Origin of the sequence: Leisingera aquaemixtae (assembly GCF_006740765.1) — a bacterium.
Classification (GTDB): Bacteria; Pseudomonadota; Alphaproteobacteria; order Rhodobacterales; family Rhodobacteraceae; genus Leisingera; species Leisingera aquaemixtae.
Map to the genome: position 1 here is coordinate 109,383 of NZ_CP041159.1, position 14,048 is coordinate 123,430.

The following is a 14,048-nucleotide window of genomic DNA, read 5'->3' on the forward strand; positions in this document are numbered from 1 at the left end:
GGCAGGGGGGCGGAGACCATGAGCCACCCCATGCGGACGGTCTCTGAGGCGGTCGGGGCCGTGCCGGCCTGCCGCTGCATCTTCCTGCTGCTGCCGACCTTCTCGCCGCTGGACCTGTCCAGCGCGGTGGCAGCGCTGGAGGCGGCGAACAGTTACGGCGGGACCGCGCGCTATGCCTGGCGCGTGGTCAGCGGGGACGGGCTGGCGGTCACTGCGCCCAACGGGCTGAGGGTGGCGGTGGACGGCGGCCTGCCGGAGCTGGCGCGGGGCGACATGGTGTTTGTCTGCGGCGGCCAGGGCGTGGAGCCGGGCATCCCGCTGAAGGTGCTGGGCTGGCTGCGCAAGGCGCAGCGCATGGGGCTGGTGATGGCGGCCCTGGGCGGCGGTGTCATGGCGCTGGCGCGGGCGGGCCTGCTGTCGGGGCGCCAGGCGTCCGCCCATTGGGCGCAGCGCGCCACGCTGGCCGAAATGCACCCGGATGTGGAGGTCCGGACCTCGCTGTTCACCGTGGAGGGCAAGCTGATCACCTGCGCCGGCGGCACGGCCACGGCGGACATGATGCTGGACCTGATTGCGGACCGTCACGGCGGCGATGTGGCGACGGCGGCGGCGGATCTGATGGTCTGTTCCGCCGCGCGCAAGGGCAGTCAGGACCAGACGGTGTCCGAGTTCGGGCGGGCGGGCGTGCGGCATGAAAAACTGGCCGCGGCCCTGAGCCTGATGCGCGGCAATCTGGAGGAGCCGCTGACCCCGGGACGCATCGCCGGTCTGGTTGGCCTGTCGGTGCGCCAGCTGGAGCGGCTGTTCTCCAAGTATCTGCAGACCACGCCCAAGGTCTATTACACCCGGCTGCGGCTGGACTACGCGCGCAGCCTGCTGCTGCAGACCAATATGCGGATCATCGACATCGCGCTGGCGTCGGGGTTCAACAGCCAGACCCATTTCGCCAAGGTCTACCGCCGCTATTCCGGCAAGCCGCCGCATCAGGAGCGGCCGTTCTAGGCGGATCTGCGGCAGGCGGCCGGGCGGAAGGGCTGCCCGGCCAAGGGTCTGCGCAGGGGGCTGTCAGAGACCGAGGCCGCTGAGGTCGGGGTGGTCTGCCGGGCGCGGGCCCTGCGGCCAGTGGAACAGGCGCGCGTCCCCGGTGATCTTCAGGTCGTTGATCGAGGCGAACCGGTGCGCCATGCGGCCATCCTCGGCAAACTCCCAGTTTTCGTTGCCGTAGGAGCGGTACCACTGGCCGGTGGCATCGCGCCACTCATAGGCAAAGCGCACGGCGATGCGGTTTGCGGTGAAGGCCCACAGCTCCTTGATCAGCCGGTACTCATGCTCGCGCTCCCATTTGGCGGCGAGGAAGTCCTGCACCGCCGCGCGCCCTTGCGGGAAGTCGGCGCGGTTGCGCCAGTTGGTGTCCAGGGTATAGGCCAGCGAAACGGCCTCGGGGTTGCGGCTGTTCCAGGCATCTTCGGCGGCGCGGACCTTGGCGATGGCAGTGTCGCGGGTGAAGGGCGGCAGCGGGGGGCGGGGAGCTTCTGTCATGTTTGTTTACCGATCTGTTAAGTTGTGAGGGGCAAAGTGAACAGATCGGTAAAGGGATTCAAGGCCAAAGACAGGCTTCTGTCCGCACAGATGCGTGAGCCGTTCCAGTTCCTGAGGAAAGTTATTTTCTTTTCGTTGGTTAGCTTTACGTTTGTTATAAAAATAATATTAACTGATCGGTGCAGAAACAGCCCCGCTGGAGGTGCAATGAGGCCGAACAAACGTGGCGAGCTGGTCCGGAAAGCCTTGGACCTGTTCTATGGGAACGGCTTTCACGCCACCGGCATGGATCTGGTGGCGGCGGAGACCGGGGTGTCGAAAACCTCGATCTACAAGCACTTCCGCTCCAAGGAGGAGCTGATCCTGGCGGTTCTGAAACTGCGGGACGAGGATTTCCGCACCTGGCTTTATACGCGGCTGGAGGCGCGGGCGGATACCCCGCGCGGCCAGCTGGAGGCGCTGTTTGACGTGCTGCAGGAATGGTTCGAACAGCCCGGGTTTCAGGGCTGCATGTTTATCAAGGCCAGCGCCGAGTATCAGTCGCCGGACGATCCGATCAACCTGCAGTCGGCAGACCACAAGCAGGTGCTGCAGGCGCATTTCGCGCATCTGGCGGCCGGGGCCGGGGCCAGGGATCCGGACGCGCTGGCGCGGCAGCTGATGGTGCTGAAGGAGGGCGCGATTGTGCTGGCCGCCCTGACCCACAGCAGCGCCCCGGCCCGGGATGCCCGCGCCGCTGCTGCGGCGCTGATCGAGCAGGCAATCGGCTAGCCGTCAGGCGGTTTGCCGGCCTGCGCGCAACACTTGCCCTGTCTGCGCGTCAGCCCGCGCTGCGCGGGATGGCGGCTGCTGCGGCAATCCTGTACCATCGCGGACAGAAACGCCAACGGAGTACGGGCCGAATGACCCCATTTTCCATCGCGGGCATCCAAATGCACGTGGACGCGCTGCATTCGAATGTCGACGCAATGATACACCGGATCGACGTGCTGATGGCGCGCTTTCCCTGGACGCAGATGGCCGTGTTCAGCGAACTGGCGCCCTACGGGCCGCTGACCAAATATGCGCAGCCGCTGCACAATGAGGCGATTGAGCGGTTTTGCGCCGCGGCGGTGAAACACGGGATCTGGGTGGTGCCCGGGTCGATGTTCGAGATCACGGACACCGGCAAGATCTACAACACCTCCTCGGTGATCAATCCGCAGGGCGAGGTGGTGGCGGTCTACCGCAAGATGTTCCCGTTCCGCCCGTATGAGCAAGGCGTGGAAGCGGGCACCGAATTCTGCGTGTTCGACATTCCCGACGTAGGCCGGTTCGGCCTGTCGATCTGCTATGACATCTGGTTCCCGGAAACCACCCGCCAGCTGACCAGCCAGGGGGTCGAGGTGCTGCTGCATCCGGTGCTGACCGGGACGGCGGACCGGGATGCCGAACTGTCCATCGCCCGCGCCACAGCGGCGCAGTTCCAGTGTTTTGTCGTCGATGTGAACGGGCTGGGCGCCGGGGGCGTGGGGCAGTCCTGCATCATTGATCCGTCGGCCACGGTGCTGCACCAGTCGGGCCGCCATGAGGACATGTTCCCGCTGGAGCTGGATCTTGACCAGGTGCGCCGCCAGCGCGAGGTCGGCCTGAAAGGGCTGGGCCAGGTGCTGAAAAGCTTCCGCGACCGGGAGGCGGATTTCCCGGTGTACGACCGCACCAGCGGGGCGGATGCTTACCTGCATACGCTGGGGCCGCTGGAGATTCCGGTGCAGGGCTCGCAGGCGGGTCTGAATGCCCGCGCACCGGGCGACGGCGCAAACGGGTTTGCCGAATTGCATCCGATACACTACGCTGAAAGAAAAGCAGGCGGTTGATCAGTCTCATTTCTTAATAGCCAGAGCCTTTTGATCTCCCGCCGATAACCAGGATGGGAGGTGCATATGCAAGTAATGGGCGACTATTACTCGGCGATCCAGCTGCGTCACGATCAGTGGACAACGCTGAGAGAAGTAACCGAAGCCCTGGCCAGTGCCCGAAAACCGAAACGTGAAGCAGCGCTCGTGACGAATGTCCGGGCGCTGTTTGATTTACTGGGCCCGATTGAGACGTATTGGGCCTTTCCCGGTGTGCAGGCATTTGAGCAGATACGGCGCCAGTTCGAGCACGGCAATTACGCTGATGTGGCGTTTTCGGTGCAGCGCATCTGCCGCGCCTTGTCCACTGGCGCCTACCGGCGGCGGCATGTGCCGCTGGATCGCGACTCGGCGGATGCGGACGAGCATGAGGACGAGGTCATCCAGCCGCCCGAGGCGCGGGCCTTGGCCAAGCCTTATTTCGAAGTGCTGGTGGTCGACAACGTCAACGAGCATCAGGAGCGCTGGCTGCACAGCAACTTCAAGAAGATGCGGCGCCCGGAAGATCCTTTCCACTATGAAACCGTGGTGGTGCCCAGCCTGCAGGACGCGCTGATCGGGATCCTGTTCAACTACAACATTCAAGCCATCGTGGTGCGGCCGGGCCTCAAGTTCGACTCGAAGATGGAGATGTCGCTGCTGACCCGCTACCTGGACTGGGCCGGCGGCACCGAGGGCATCGAGGCGGTCCGCTCGCTTGACCATGGCCCGGCGCTGTGCCGGCTGGTGGCGAATGTCCGGCCAGAGCTGGATGCCTATCTGGTCACCGACCGCTCGGTCGAAGAGATCGCAGGCCATGATCTGGGGATCTGCCGCCGGGTCTTTTACAATCAGGAAGATTTCATGGAGCTCCACCTCAATATCCTGAGGGGGGTGCAGGCGCGCTACAAGACGCCGTTCTTCACGGCGCTGGTGGAGTATTCCAAACAGCCGACCGGCGTCTTTCACGCGATGCCGATCAGCCGCGGCAAGTCGGTCTCGCGCAGCCACTGGATTCAGGACATGGGGGCGTTTTACGGCTCCAACATTTTCCTGGCCGAGACCTCTGCCACCTCCGGCGGGCTGGACAGCCTGCTGGAGCCGCACGGGCCCATCAAGCAGGCGCAGGAACAGGCCAGCCGCGCCTTCGGGTCGAAACAGACGTTCTTTGCCACCAACGGCACCTCAACCTGCAACAAGATCGTGGTGCAGGCGCTGGTGCGGCCCGGCGATATCGTGCTGGTGGACCGCGACTGCCACAAGTCGCACCATTACGGGCTGGTGCTGGCGGGGGCGCAGGTGGTCTATCTCGACAGCTATCCGCTGAATGAATACTCGATGTACGGCGCGGTGCCGCTGCGGGAGGTCAAGCACATGCTGCTGCACCTCAAGGCGCAGGGCAAGCTGGACCGGGTGCGGATGCTGTTGCTGACCAACTGCACCTTTGACGGCATCGTCTACAACGTCGAGCGGGTGATGGAGGAATGCCTGGCGATCAAGCCGGACCTGATCTTCCTGTGGGACGAGGCCTGGTTTGCCTTTGCCCGGTTCAGCCCGCTGTACCGGCAGCGGACCGCGATGAACGCCGCCAATGTGCTGCGCGAGCGGCTGCGCAGCGACGCCCATGCCAGAGCCTGGGAGGAGCAGCAGAAGCAGCTGAAGGATGCCAGCGAGGAGGAGTGGCTGAACACCCGGCTGCTGCCGCCGCCGGACGCGCGGGTGCGGACCTATGCCACCCAGTCCACCCACAAGACGCTGACCTCGTTGCGGCAGGGGTCGATGATCCACGTGAATGACCAGGATTTCAAAGGCGAAGTGGAGGTGAGTTTCCACGAAGCCTACATGACCCATACCTCGACCTCGCCGAATTACCAGATCATTGCCTCGCTGGACGTGGGGCGGCGGCAGGTGGAGCTGGAGGGGTTCGAATTCGTCCACCGTCAGGTGGAGGCGGCGATGGCGATGCGGCGGGCGATCATGACGCATCCGCGGCTGAGCAAGTATTTCAGGATCCTCACCGCCGCCGACATGATCCCAAGCAAGCACCGCGAAAGCGGGCTGGAAAGCTATTACGATCCCGAGCGCGGCTGGTCGGATGTCTGGGACAGCCTGGTGCATGACGAGTTCGTGCTGGATCCGACCCGGGTGACGCTGGCGGTGGGCGGCACCGGCTGGGACGGCGACACCTTCAAGACGCAGATCCTGATGGATAAATACGGGATCCAGATCAACAAGACCTCGCGCAACACGGTGCTGTTCATGACCAACATCGGCACCACGCGGTCTTCGGTGGCCTATTTGATCGAGGTTCTGGTGGAAATTGCCACCGACCTGGACGAATTGCTGGACGACGCCTCGATGATGGAAAAGCGCGGCTTCGAGAAGCGGGTGTCCAACCTGATGCACGACCTGCCGCCGCTGCCCGACTTCAGCCGCTTTCACGATGCTTTCCGCTCTGCTCCGGAAACGCCCGAGGGGGACATTCGCTCGGCGTTTTTCCTGAGCTATGAGGAAAACAACTGCGACTATCTGGAGCTGGACGGCTCGATCAAGGCGGCGATGGAAAGCGGCCAGGAGGTGGTCTCAGCCTCTTTCATCATCCCCTATCCGCCGGGATTTCCGATCCTGGTGCCGGGGCAGGTCGTAAGCCAGGAAATCCTGGCCTTCATGCGGGCCTTGGACGTCAGCGAAATCCACGGCTACCGGGCCGACCTGGGGCTGCGCGTGTTCACCGAGGAGGCCCTGAAACAGCAGGCCAAGGCCAATCAGGCGCGGCTGAAGCTGAACGCCGCCCGGCACAAGATTTTCTGAAGGGAGAAATAAGGCATGCCATCTGCAGCACTGAACAATATCTCTGAAATACGCCGGCACTTTCACCGCAACGAGGACCCTGTGTATTTCGTCTCGGCAACCAATTTCAACCTGCTGGGGCTGGATGAATGGTGCAAGAATTTCAAATACATATGTTACATTGACTGCTATGGCGGCAAGCATCCCAACGTGTTCTGCCCGTCCGAGCAGCCGCACGCCGAATTCCAGTCGATCGAGGATATCAACAACTACCTTCTGCAGCACAAGGAGGTGGTCGAATGGATCAAAGGGCGGGGCGGCAAGCCCAAGTTCGTGTTCCTGATGTTCGACGAGGAGACCGAGCGCCTGGCCAAGGAACTGGGCGGCGAGGTCTGGTTCCCCAGCGCCAAGCTGCGCCAGAGCATGGACAACAAGATCGAAACGGTCCGGATCGGCAATAAGGCGGGGGTGCCTTCAGTGCCGAACGTGCTGGCGGAGGTCAAGGATTACGAGGATCTGAAGAAGACCTGCGAAAAGGCGGGCATCGGCCATGACGTGGTGCTGCAATCCGCCTTTGGCGACAGCGGGCACACCACCTTCTTCATCAATTCCGAGGCCGATTTCCGCCGCCACGAGCATGAGATCGTGGGCGAGGGCGAGATCAAGATCATGAAGCGGATCGATTGCCGCGGCTCGGCGATCGAGGCCTGCGCGACCAGGGAGGGCACCATCGTCGGGCCGCTGATGACGGAACTGGTCGGCTTCAAGGAGCTGACCCCCTACCGCGGCGGCTGGTGCGGCAACGAGATCTTTTCGACCGCGTTTCCGCCCAAGACCCGCGAACGGGCGCGCGAGCTGACCTTCAAGTTCGGCGAGCAGCTGCGCAAGGAAGGCTACCGCGGCTATTTCGAGCTGGATTTCCTGATCGACAAGAAGACCGGGGAGATCTGGCTGGGTGAATTGAACCCGCGCATCACCGGCGCGTCCTCGATGACCAACCACGCGGCCTTTGCCCATGCGGACGCGCCGCTGTTCCTGTTCCATCTGCTGGAGTTCTCGAAGAAGAAGTTCAAGCTGGACGTGGCAGAGCTGAACGACCGCTGGGCCGATCCCAAGATGATCGACAGCTGGTCGCAGATGGTGATCAAGCACACGGATGATTCCGTCGATATCGCCACGGAGGTGCCGGAGACCGGCATTTACCGCATGGCCGAGGACGGCACCGTCCAGTTCGACCGCTTCGACTATCACCGCCGTGCGGTCGAGAGCGAGCAGGAGGCGTTTTTCCTGCGCATCCTGCAGCCGGGCGATTACCGGTATGAAGGCGCCGACATCGGCATTCTGGTGACCCGCGGCCGGTCGATGACGCCGGGGTTCCAGCTGAATGACCGCGGCAAGCGCTGGATCGACGCCATCAAGAGCAATGTCAAAGCGCGGCCGCTGCCGATGCAGGAGGCAGGGCCGGTGGTGGCCGATCCTGCCTTCAAGATCATGTAGGCCTGCTGTGAGGGCATGATCATCCGCTGGCGCGCCATCGACGAACCCCAGCCCGGTCCCAAGTGGGCCGGGCTGTTCCGGGAATTCTGGCCCGACTATCACAAATGGTGGGTCCGCGAAGGCCCGGAGGCGCGCCCCGGTTACCTGGACAGCGTCAACGCGCTGAAGCGGCATATGCCGGAGCTGCTGCCGCTTTATGAGGAGCTGTGCGGCCTGGCGGGCGGCGCGGATCATGCGGCGCGGTTTCTGAGTTTCTACTGCCCGCCGCCCTATCTGTCGGCCTGTTCCCAGGCGCTGTGGCCCGGGCCGGAGCCGGTTCTGGTGCGCAATTACGACTACAGCCCGCATGCCTTTGACGGGGTGGTGATGCGCACCGAATGGCTGGGCCGCGCGGTGCTGGGCACCAGCGACAGCCTGTGGGGGCTGGTGGACGGGATCAACGATGCCGGGCTGGCGGTGTCGCTGACCTTCGGCGGCCGCCGGGTGGTCGGCGAAGGCTTCGGCGTGCCGCTGATCCTGCGCTATGTGCTGCAGACCTGCGAAACCGCAGAGGAGGCCGGCGCGGCGCTGTCCCGTCTGCCGACGCATATGAGCTATAACGTCACCGTGGTCGACCGGGACCGCAAGTTCCTGACCGCCTTCATGGCGCCCGACCGCAAGGCGGTGCTGAAACATGTATCAGTCGCCACCAACCACCAGGAGAAAGTGGAGTGGGACAGCCATGCCCGCTTTACCGCGACCGTGGAGCGGGAGCGGTTTCTGCTGCAGCGGCTGACGCTGCATGTGGAGTCGGAAGAGAAATTCATCGGCGCGTTTTTGAAGCCGCCGCTGTATTCCTCGGCTTTCAGCGAGGGTTTCGGCACGCTTTACACGGCGGTCTACCGGCCCCGCAAGCTTGAGATGGAGCTCCGCTGGCCGGGCAGTGTCTGGCATATGCCGCTGATGGCGTTTGACGAGCGCACCTTGGCCGTGCAGGTGCCGGTATTTTAGCCGCCGGGCCGGTCCGGTCTGCCGGTGGCGGACCATCCCCTGTCTGAAAGACTGCTGAGCTGCCCCGCCGCCGGCGGCCCCCCGCTTATCCCCGCATCAAAAGGCTGCACGTTCCGGGAAAATTGGAACTGACCGGGTGTGCTGTGAGTTGTCCATGTATCGAACCGACCGATACAGCCCGGGGAGGAAGCCATGCACAGTATCTTCTACATCATTGGCGTCGTTGTCGTCGTTCTCGCCTTGCTCAACTTTATCGCCTGATCAGAGGGAGTATTCAGATGTCCGGAACAGACAAAGTGAAAGCCGCCGCAAAAAACGTTGCCGAAGAGGCCAAGTCCGCCGCGGCAACCGCTGCTGAAACCGCCAAGAAGGAGGCGCAGCTGCGCGCCGAAGCCGCCAAGGAAAGCGTCGCCGACGAGGTGAAATCCGTCGCCTCGGCCCTGCGCTCCGCCTCCAACGAAATGCGCAGCGGCTCGCCGCATGAACGCGCGATCGGCCAGGTGGCCGGCACCCTGGCCGATGTGTCAGACTCGATCCGCAACCAGGACCTTGGCGACATGGTCCATTCGGTTTCGGATTTCGCCCGCAAGAATCCGGTCATGTTCCTGAGCAGCGCTGCGCTGCTGGGCTTTGCCGCCGCGCGCTTTGCCAAGGCGTCGGACAGCAGCCATCAGGACACACCGCAGCTCCCTGCAGCGCACCCGTCCGCGGCTGCCCCCGCCACCAGCCCCGCGCAACCGGCGGGCGGCTATCCGGTCACGCAGAACGTGGGAGATCCGAAATGACACAGACAAATCCCGGACCTGGCGGATCGCCGAATGCCGCCAGCATCGTGTCCGAAGCGCTGAACAACATCAGCTCGCTGATCCGCAACGAGCTGGCGCTTGCGCGGGCCGAGATCGGCGAAAACATGAACCGCGCGGCCGTTGCCTTGGGCCTGATCGTCGGCGGCGTCGTGGTGGCGCTGACGGCGCTGAACGTCCTCGCCGCGGCGCTGTCCGCCGGGCTGACCGAAGCCGGAATGGACCCGGGCTGGGCAGCCCTTCTGGTGGGCGTGGCCTTTGCCGCCATCGCCTTTGGCATGATCGCCAAGGGCACCAGCGACCTCAAGCTGTCGAGCCTGGCCCCGACCCGCACCGCTGAAAACGTGAAGCGCGACGCGCAATCCATTAAGGAGACGTACAATGACAAATGACAGCCGTTCTGTTCACGAGATTGAGCGCGAGATTGAACGGGATCGCGCGCAGCTGACCAGCAACCTTGAACACCTGCAGAACAAGTTTTCCGTCGACGGGGTTGTGCAGCAGCTGGGCGAACAGCTGCGTGAGCACGGCGGCGAGATCGGCAACGCCATCACCCGGACCGTCAAGGAAAACCCGGCGGCGGTGGTGCTGACCGGCGTCGGGCTGGCCTGGATGATCTTCGGCCAGGGCCGTTCCGGCGCGAGCCGCAGCGGTGCCGGCCGTGACAGCGGCTGGGAAGACCGCCGGGCAGGCGGCAGCTATGGCGGGCACGCCTCCAGCGGCACGCTGGTGACGCGCCCCGATCCGCGCATGAAGGGCGGCACCGAAGGGGTTCCCGCCTGGGCGCGCGACGATGATGACGATGGCAGCAGCCTGGCTGACCGCGCCGCCGGCGCCGCCGCATCGGCGCAGGCCAAGGCGTCTGCAGCAGGATCGGCGCTGCACGACAAGGCCTCGGCGGCGGGCTCTGCCGTCAAGGATGCTGGCGCAGCCGCGAAGGACAAGGCCGCAGCGGCCGGACAATCGGTCCGTGACGGCGCATCCTCCGCTGCAGAAGCCGCCCGGCTCAGCGCTGCCCGCATGCGCGCCCGCCTGTCGGAAGGCACCGAGAACCTGTCCGAAGAGGCCAAGGCCCGCGTGATCGCGGCCCGCGAGGCCGCTATTGATGCCCGCCGCAAGGCCGCAGAGGCGCTGGCCTCCGGGTCGCGCCAGTCGGCGGACTTCTACAACCGCCAGCCGCTGGTTGCGGGGGCACTGGCGCTGGCGCTGGGCGCAGCCATCGGCGGTGCGCTGCCGCGCACCCGCACCGAAGATGACATGCTGGGCGCCTACAGCGACAAGATGACGGAGCGGGCCGAAGCGATCCTCCGCGAAGAGCAGGAGAAGGCCGTCGCGGTGATGCAGGCCGCCCGCAAGGAAGCTGAAACCATCGCCAGCGAGAAGCGTGAGGCGATGGACAGCGCGGCGCCGCAAGGCAAGACCGCAGCCCAAGCTGCTGCCGACGAGTTGAAGTCCGCCGGCAAGCGCATCGCCGGAGCGGCTGCCGACAAGGCCAAGGAAAAGGATCTTGGCAAGCCTTCATCGTAAGACGGGCCCGGAGGCTGCCTCGGCAGCCTCCGCCTTTGCATGAAACGGACGGGGAGGACGCGCCATGGCACGCGGCAGGCACGCGGAAGCACCGTACAGGATCCCGCCCAAGGGCTGGAAGGATATCGCCCTGCGGGTCAAGGACGAGGTTGCCGCGGACCACGTGGGGCTGATAGCTGCCGGTGTGGCCTTTTACGGGTTGATGGCGCTGTTCCCGGCGATCACCGCGCTTTTGGCGATCGGCGGCCTGATGGTTGAGCCCGCCCAGATCGTCGATCAGATTTCGCAGCTTGAAGGGGTCGTGCCGGACGAGGTGATGGAGATTATCGTCGGCCAGGCGACCCAGGTTGCAGGGTCGCGGGAAGGCGGGCTGGGACTGGCCGCGGTGGCGGGTATCGTGATTGCGCTCTATTCGGCCTCCAAGGGCATGAACAGCCTGATCGAAGGCATGAACGTGGCCTATGACGAGGAGGAGAAGCGCGGGTTCTTCATGAAGACCTTTGTTACCCTTGTTCTGACGCTGTTTCTGATTGCCGGGCTGCTGATGGGCTTGCTGGCGACGCTGGCGGTTCCGTCTGTTATCGCGCTGGTTGACGCAGGCCCCGTGACCGAAGCGCTGGGCACGCTGCTGGCCTGGGGCGTGCTGCTGGTGATGACCATGGCCGGGCTTGCGGTGCTTTACCGCTATGGCCCCTCGCGCGACAAGCCCGAGCTATTGTGGACGTCGCCCGGCGCGGCTGCCGCCTGTGTGCTGTGGCTGGCAGGCTCTGCCGGGTTTGCGTTTTATGTCGGCAACTTCGGTTCCTACAACGAAAGCTTCGGCGCGCTGGCCGGGGTTGTTGTTCTGCTGATGTGGCTGTGGATTTCCGCCTTCATCGTGCTGCTGGGGGCCGAGATCAACGCCGAAGTCGAGGCGCAGACGACCTATGACACAACCGTCGGCCCGGATGAGCCGATGGGCGAGCGCGGCGCGGTGAAGGCCGACAAGCTGGGCGCGCCGCAGGGCAGCTGAGGCAGCCGGAGCTGCCGGCTCCTGGCAAAAACGCACCGGGCGAGAGCGGCGGCGCCCAGGGACCTTACCGCTGCAGCGACACGTTTTTCCACAGTGATTGAAGAGAGGTCTGGAATGACAAGCTCCAACGACAGCAAGGGCACCCCCCCGACCACCACCGATGCGGGCCAGCGCGTTCACAGCGACGAGCATTCGCTGACCGTGGGGCCGGACGGGCCGATTGTGCTCAACGATCATTACCTGATCGAACAGATGGCAAACTTCAACCGGGAGCGCATCCCGGAGCGCCAGCCCCACGCCAAGGGCGGCGGCGCGTTCGGCTATTTCGAGACCACGCAGGACGTGTCGAAATACACCAAGGCCAAGATCTTTCAGCCCGGCGCGAAATGCGATGCCCTCGTCCGCTTCTCGACAGTGGCCGGCGAGCGGGGCAGCCCCGACACCTGGCGCGATCCGCGCGGCTTCTCGGTGAAAATGTACACCGAGGACGGCAATTTCGACATGGTGGGCAACAATACCCCCGTCTTTTTCATCCGCGATCCGCTCAAGTTCCAGCATTTCATCCGCAGCCAGAAACGCCGCGCCGACAACGACCTGCGCGACCATGACATGCAGTGGGATTTCTGGACCCTGTCGCCGGAAAGCGCGCATCAGGTGGCCTATCTGATGGGCGACCGGGGCATCCCGAAGAGCTGGCGCGAGATGAACGGCTATTCCAGCCACACCTACTCGCTGGTGAATGCCGAGGGGGAGAAGTTCTGGGTCAAGTTCCACTTCCACACCGATCAGGGGGATGGCAACGCGTACCTGAGCCAGGAGGAGGCCGACAAGCTGGCCGGCAGCGACGGCGATTATCACCGGCGCGATCTGTTCAATGCGATCCGCGACGGCAACCCGCCCAGCTGGACGCTAAAATGGCAGATCATGCCCTATGAGGATGCCAAGACTTACCGCCTTAACCCGTTCGATCTGACCAAGGTCTGGCCGCATGCGGATTATCCGCTGATCGAGGTCGGGAAACTGGTGCTGGACCGGAACCCCACCGACTTCCACACGGAAATCGAACAGGCGGCGTTTGAGCCGAACAACATGGTGCCGGGGGTTGGGCTGTCGCCGGACAAGATGCTGCTGGCTCGGGGCTTTTCCTACGCGGACGCGCACCGGGCGCGGCTGGGCGTGAACTACAAGGAAATCCCGGTGAACAAGGCGCAATGCCCGGTCTACAGCTATTCCAAGGACGGGGCGGGACGCACGCAGAAGGTTGCGGATCCGGTCTATGCGCCCAATTCCTATGGCGGGCCGGCAGCAAAGCCCCCCGCTGGCCCCGAGGCCGGCCTGTGGCATACGGACGGCGGCATGGTCCGCCAGGCCTACACGCTGCGGGAAGACGACGATGACTGGAGTCAGGCCGGCACGCTGGTGCGCGAGGTGATGGACGATGCCGCCCGCGACCGGCTGGTGTCGAATGTGGCCGGGCATCTGAGCGACGGTGTCAGCGAGAAGGTGCTGCAGCGGGCGTTCGATTACTGGCGCAACATCGACGGCGAGACCGGCGGCAGGATCGAGGCCGCTGTGCGCGAGAAGCTGGGCGGCGCGTCGGAAGCGCCGGGTCTGGCCTCGGCCGAAAGCATCAGCGGCAGCGGGACTGGCGGATAGAAACCGCATTGCCACTGGCAGGCAGCGGGCCCTTAGCGGGGCCCGTTTGCACGCTGGCAGAAGCATCCGCGAGTGCGCCGGGGGCGTCAGGCAGGTGCCAGCCAGCCAGCTTCAGCGTGCGGCTGGAGCCGCTGCGCGCGGATAGCAAGCGCAGGGCGCAGGCCTTGCAGGCGGTTGCTGGTTTTTCCGGATTTTGGGGAAGGGTGGTAGCGGAGGAGGGACTTGAAGTTCGGTAGTTGCATGGGTAGCTTCGTTCGTCAGGAGTCCCGTAAGTGTACCGAAAGGTTTACAAATTTCCGGTTTCTCACGAGATTTCCCTGATTGGGGCCGTCTGTGCCCAGAGGTTTAAAGTTGCCTTTT

At 64.4% G+C, this 14,048-nt stretch carries 12 protein-coding genes; 11 read left to right on the forward strand and 1 reads right to left on the reverse strand.

Going from position 1 to position 14,048, the window contains the following annotated elements:
* Positions 1-18: 18 nt before the first annotated feature.
* Positions 19-1,002 carry a GlxA family transcriptional regulator gene (locus R2C4_RS02365; RefSeq protein WP_167510229.1) on the forward strand — a complete coding sequence of 328 codons (984 nt, stop codon included), beginning with the start codon at positions 19-21 and terminating at the stop codon, positions 1,000-1,002.
* A 63-nt stretch (positions 1,003-1,065) separates the two neighbouring features.
* Here the strand turns inward: R2C4_RS02365 and R2C4_RS02370 are convergent, their stop codons facing one another.
* Positions 1,066-1,539, reverse strand: coding sequence for a nuclear transport factor 2 family protein (locus R2C4_RS02370; RefSeq protein WP_141889433.1), 474 nt, complete (start codon positions 1,537-1,539; stop codon positions 1,066-1,068).
* A 207-nt stretch (positions 1,540-1,746) separates the two neighbouring features.
* Here R2C4_RS02370 and R2C4_RS02375 point away from each other — a divergent pair, with 207 nt between their 5' ends.
* From R2C4_RS02375 to R2C4_RS02420, 10 genes are all read left to right on the forward strand, one after another.
* Entirely contained in the window at positions 1,747-2,310 is a 564-nt protein-coding gene (locus tag R2C4_RS02375; RefSeq protein WP_141889434.1) for a TetR/AcrR family transcriptional regulator, read from the forward strand.
* Between the two features lie 131 nt (positions 2,311-2,441).
* Positions 2,442-3,395, forward strand: coding sequence for a carbon-nitrogen hydrolase family protein (locus R2C4_RS02380; RefSeq protein ID WP_141889435.1), 954 nt, complete (start codon positions 2,442-2,444; stop codon positions 3,393-3,395).
* Between the two features lie 66 nt (positions 3,396-3,461).
* Complete coding sequence (locus R2C4_RS02385; protein WP_058286311.1) at positions 3,462-6,224, forward strand: aminotransferase class I/II-fold pyridoxal phosphate-dependent enzyme; 2,763 nt, start codon at positions 3,462-3,464, stop codon at positions 6,222-6,224.
* 15 nt (positions 6,225-6,239) lie between these two features.
* On the forward strand, positions 6,240-7,700 hold the full coding sequence (locus R2C4_RS02390; protein ID WP_141889436.1) for a biotin carboxylase: 1,461 nt from the start codon (positions 6,240-6,242) through the stop codon (positions 7,698-7,700).
* Positions 7,701-7,715: 15 nt separating this feature from the next.
* Positions 7,716-8,690 (forward strand): C45 family autoproteolytic acyltransferase/hydrolase, encoded by a 975-nt coding sequence (locus R2C4_RS02395; RefSeq protein WP_244270207.1) that lies wholly within the window; start codon positions 7,716-7,718, stop codon positions 8,688-8,690.
* Between the two features lie 278 nt (positions 8,691-8,968).
* A complete protein-coding gene (locus tag R2C4_RS02400) occupies positions 8,969-9,475 on the forward strand; it encodes a hypothetical protein (protein WP_141889437.1) in 507 nt (168 codons plus the stop codon).
* Complete coding sequence (locus tag R2C4_RS02405) at positions 9,472-9,885, forward strand: phage holin family protein (RefSeq protein WP_058286314.1); 414 nt, start codon at positions 9,472-9,474, stop codon at positions 9,883-9,885. The genes R2C4_RS02400 and R2C4_RS02405 overlap by 4 nt, the downstream gene beginning before the upstream one ends.
* Positions 9,875-11,020, forward strand: a complete 1,146-nt coding sequence (locus R2C4_RS02410) for a DUF3618 domain-containing protein (protein WP_058286315.1) — start codon at positions 9,875-9,877, stop codon at positions 11,018-11,020. The genes R2C4_RS02405 and R2C4_RS02410 overlap by 11 nt, the downstream gene beginning before the upstream one ends.
* Before the next feature lie 64 nt (positions 11,021-11,084).
* Positions 11,085-12,032, forward strand: coding sequence for a YihY/virulence factor BrkB family protein (locus tag R2C4_RS02415; protein ID WP_141889438.1), 948 nt, complete (start codon positions 11,085-11,087; stop codon positions 12,030-12,032).
* Positions 12,033-12,146: 114 nt separating this feature from the next.
* On the forward strand, positions 12,147-13,688 hold the full coding sequence (locus tag R2C4_RS02420) for a catalase (protein ID WP_141889439.1): 1,542 nt from the start codon (positions 12,147-12,149) through the stop codon (positions 13,686-13,688).
* The last annotated feature ends 360 nt before the right edge of the window (positions 13,689-14,048 follow it).

Excerpts from the sequence above, each read along its gene's own strand:
- R2C4_RS02365 (WP_167510229.1), top strand. The coding sequence starts at position 19 with ATGAGCCACCCCATGCGGACGGTCTCTGAGGCGGTCGGGGCCGTGCCG.
- R2C4_RS02370 (WP_141889433.1), bottom strand. The coding sequence starts at position 1,539 with ATGACAGAAGCTCCCCGCCCCCCGCTGCCGCCCTTCACCCGCGACACT.
- R2C4_RS02375 (WP_141889434.1), top strand. The coding sequence starts at position 1,747 with ATGAGGCCGAACAAACGTGGCGAGCTGGTCCGGAAAGCCTTGGACCTG.
- R2C4_RS02380 (WP_141889435.1), top strand. The coding sequence starts at position 2,442 with ATGACCCCATTTTCCATCGCGGGCATCCAAATGCACGTGGACGCGCTG.
- R2C4_RS02385 (WP_058286311.1), top strand. The coding sequence starts at position 3,462 with ATGCAAGTAATGGGCGACTATTACTCGGCGATCCAGCTGCGTCACGAT.
- R2C4_RS02390 (WP_141889436.1), top strand. The coding sequence starts at position 6,240 with ATGCCATCTGCAGCACTGAACAATATCTCTGAAATACGCCGGCACTTT.
- R2C4_RS02395 (WP_244270207.1), top strand. The coding sequence starts at position 7,716 with ATGATCATCCGCTGGCGCGCCATCGACGAACCCCAGCCCGGTCCCAAG.
- R2C4_RS02400 (WP_141889437.1), top strand. The coding sequence starts at position 8,969 with ATGTCCGGAACAGACAAAGTGAAAGCCGCCGCAAAAAACGTTGCCGAA.
- R2C4_RS02405 (WP_058286314.1), top strand. The coding sequence starts at position 9,472 with ATGACACAGACAAATCCCGGACCTGGCGGATCGCCGAATGCCGCCAGC.
- R2C4_RS02410 (WP_058286315.1), top strand. The coding sequence starts at position 9,875 with ATGACAAATGACAGCCGTTCTGTTCACGAGATTGAGCGCGAGATTGAA.
- R2C4_RS02415 (WP_141889438.1), top strand. The coding sequence starts at position 11,085 with ATGGCACGCGGCAGGCACGCGGAAGCACCGTACAGGATCCCGCCCAAG.
- R2C4_RS02420 (WP_141889439.1), top strand. The coding sequence starts at position 12,147 with ATGACAAGCTCCAACGACAGCAAGGGCACCCCCCCGACCACCACCGAT.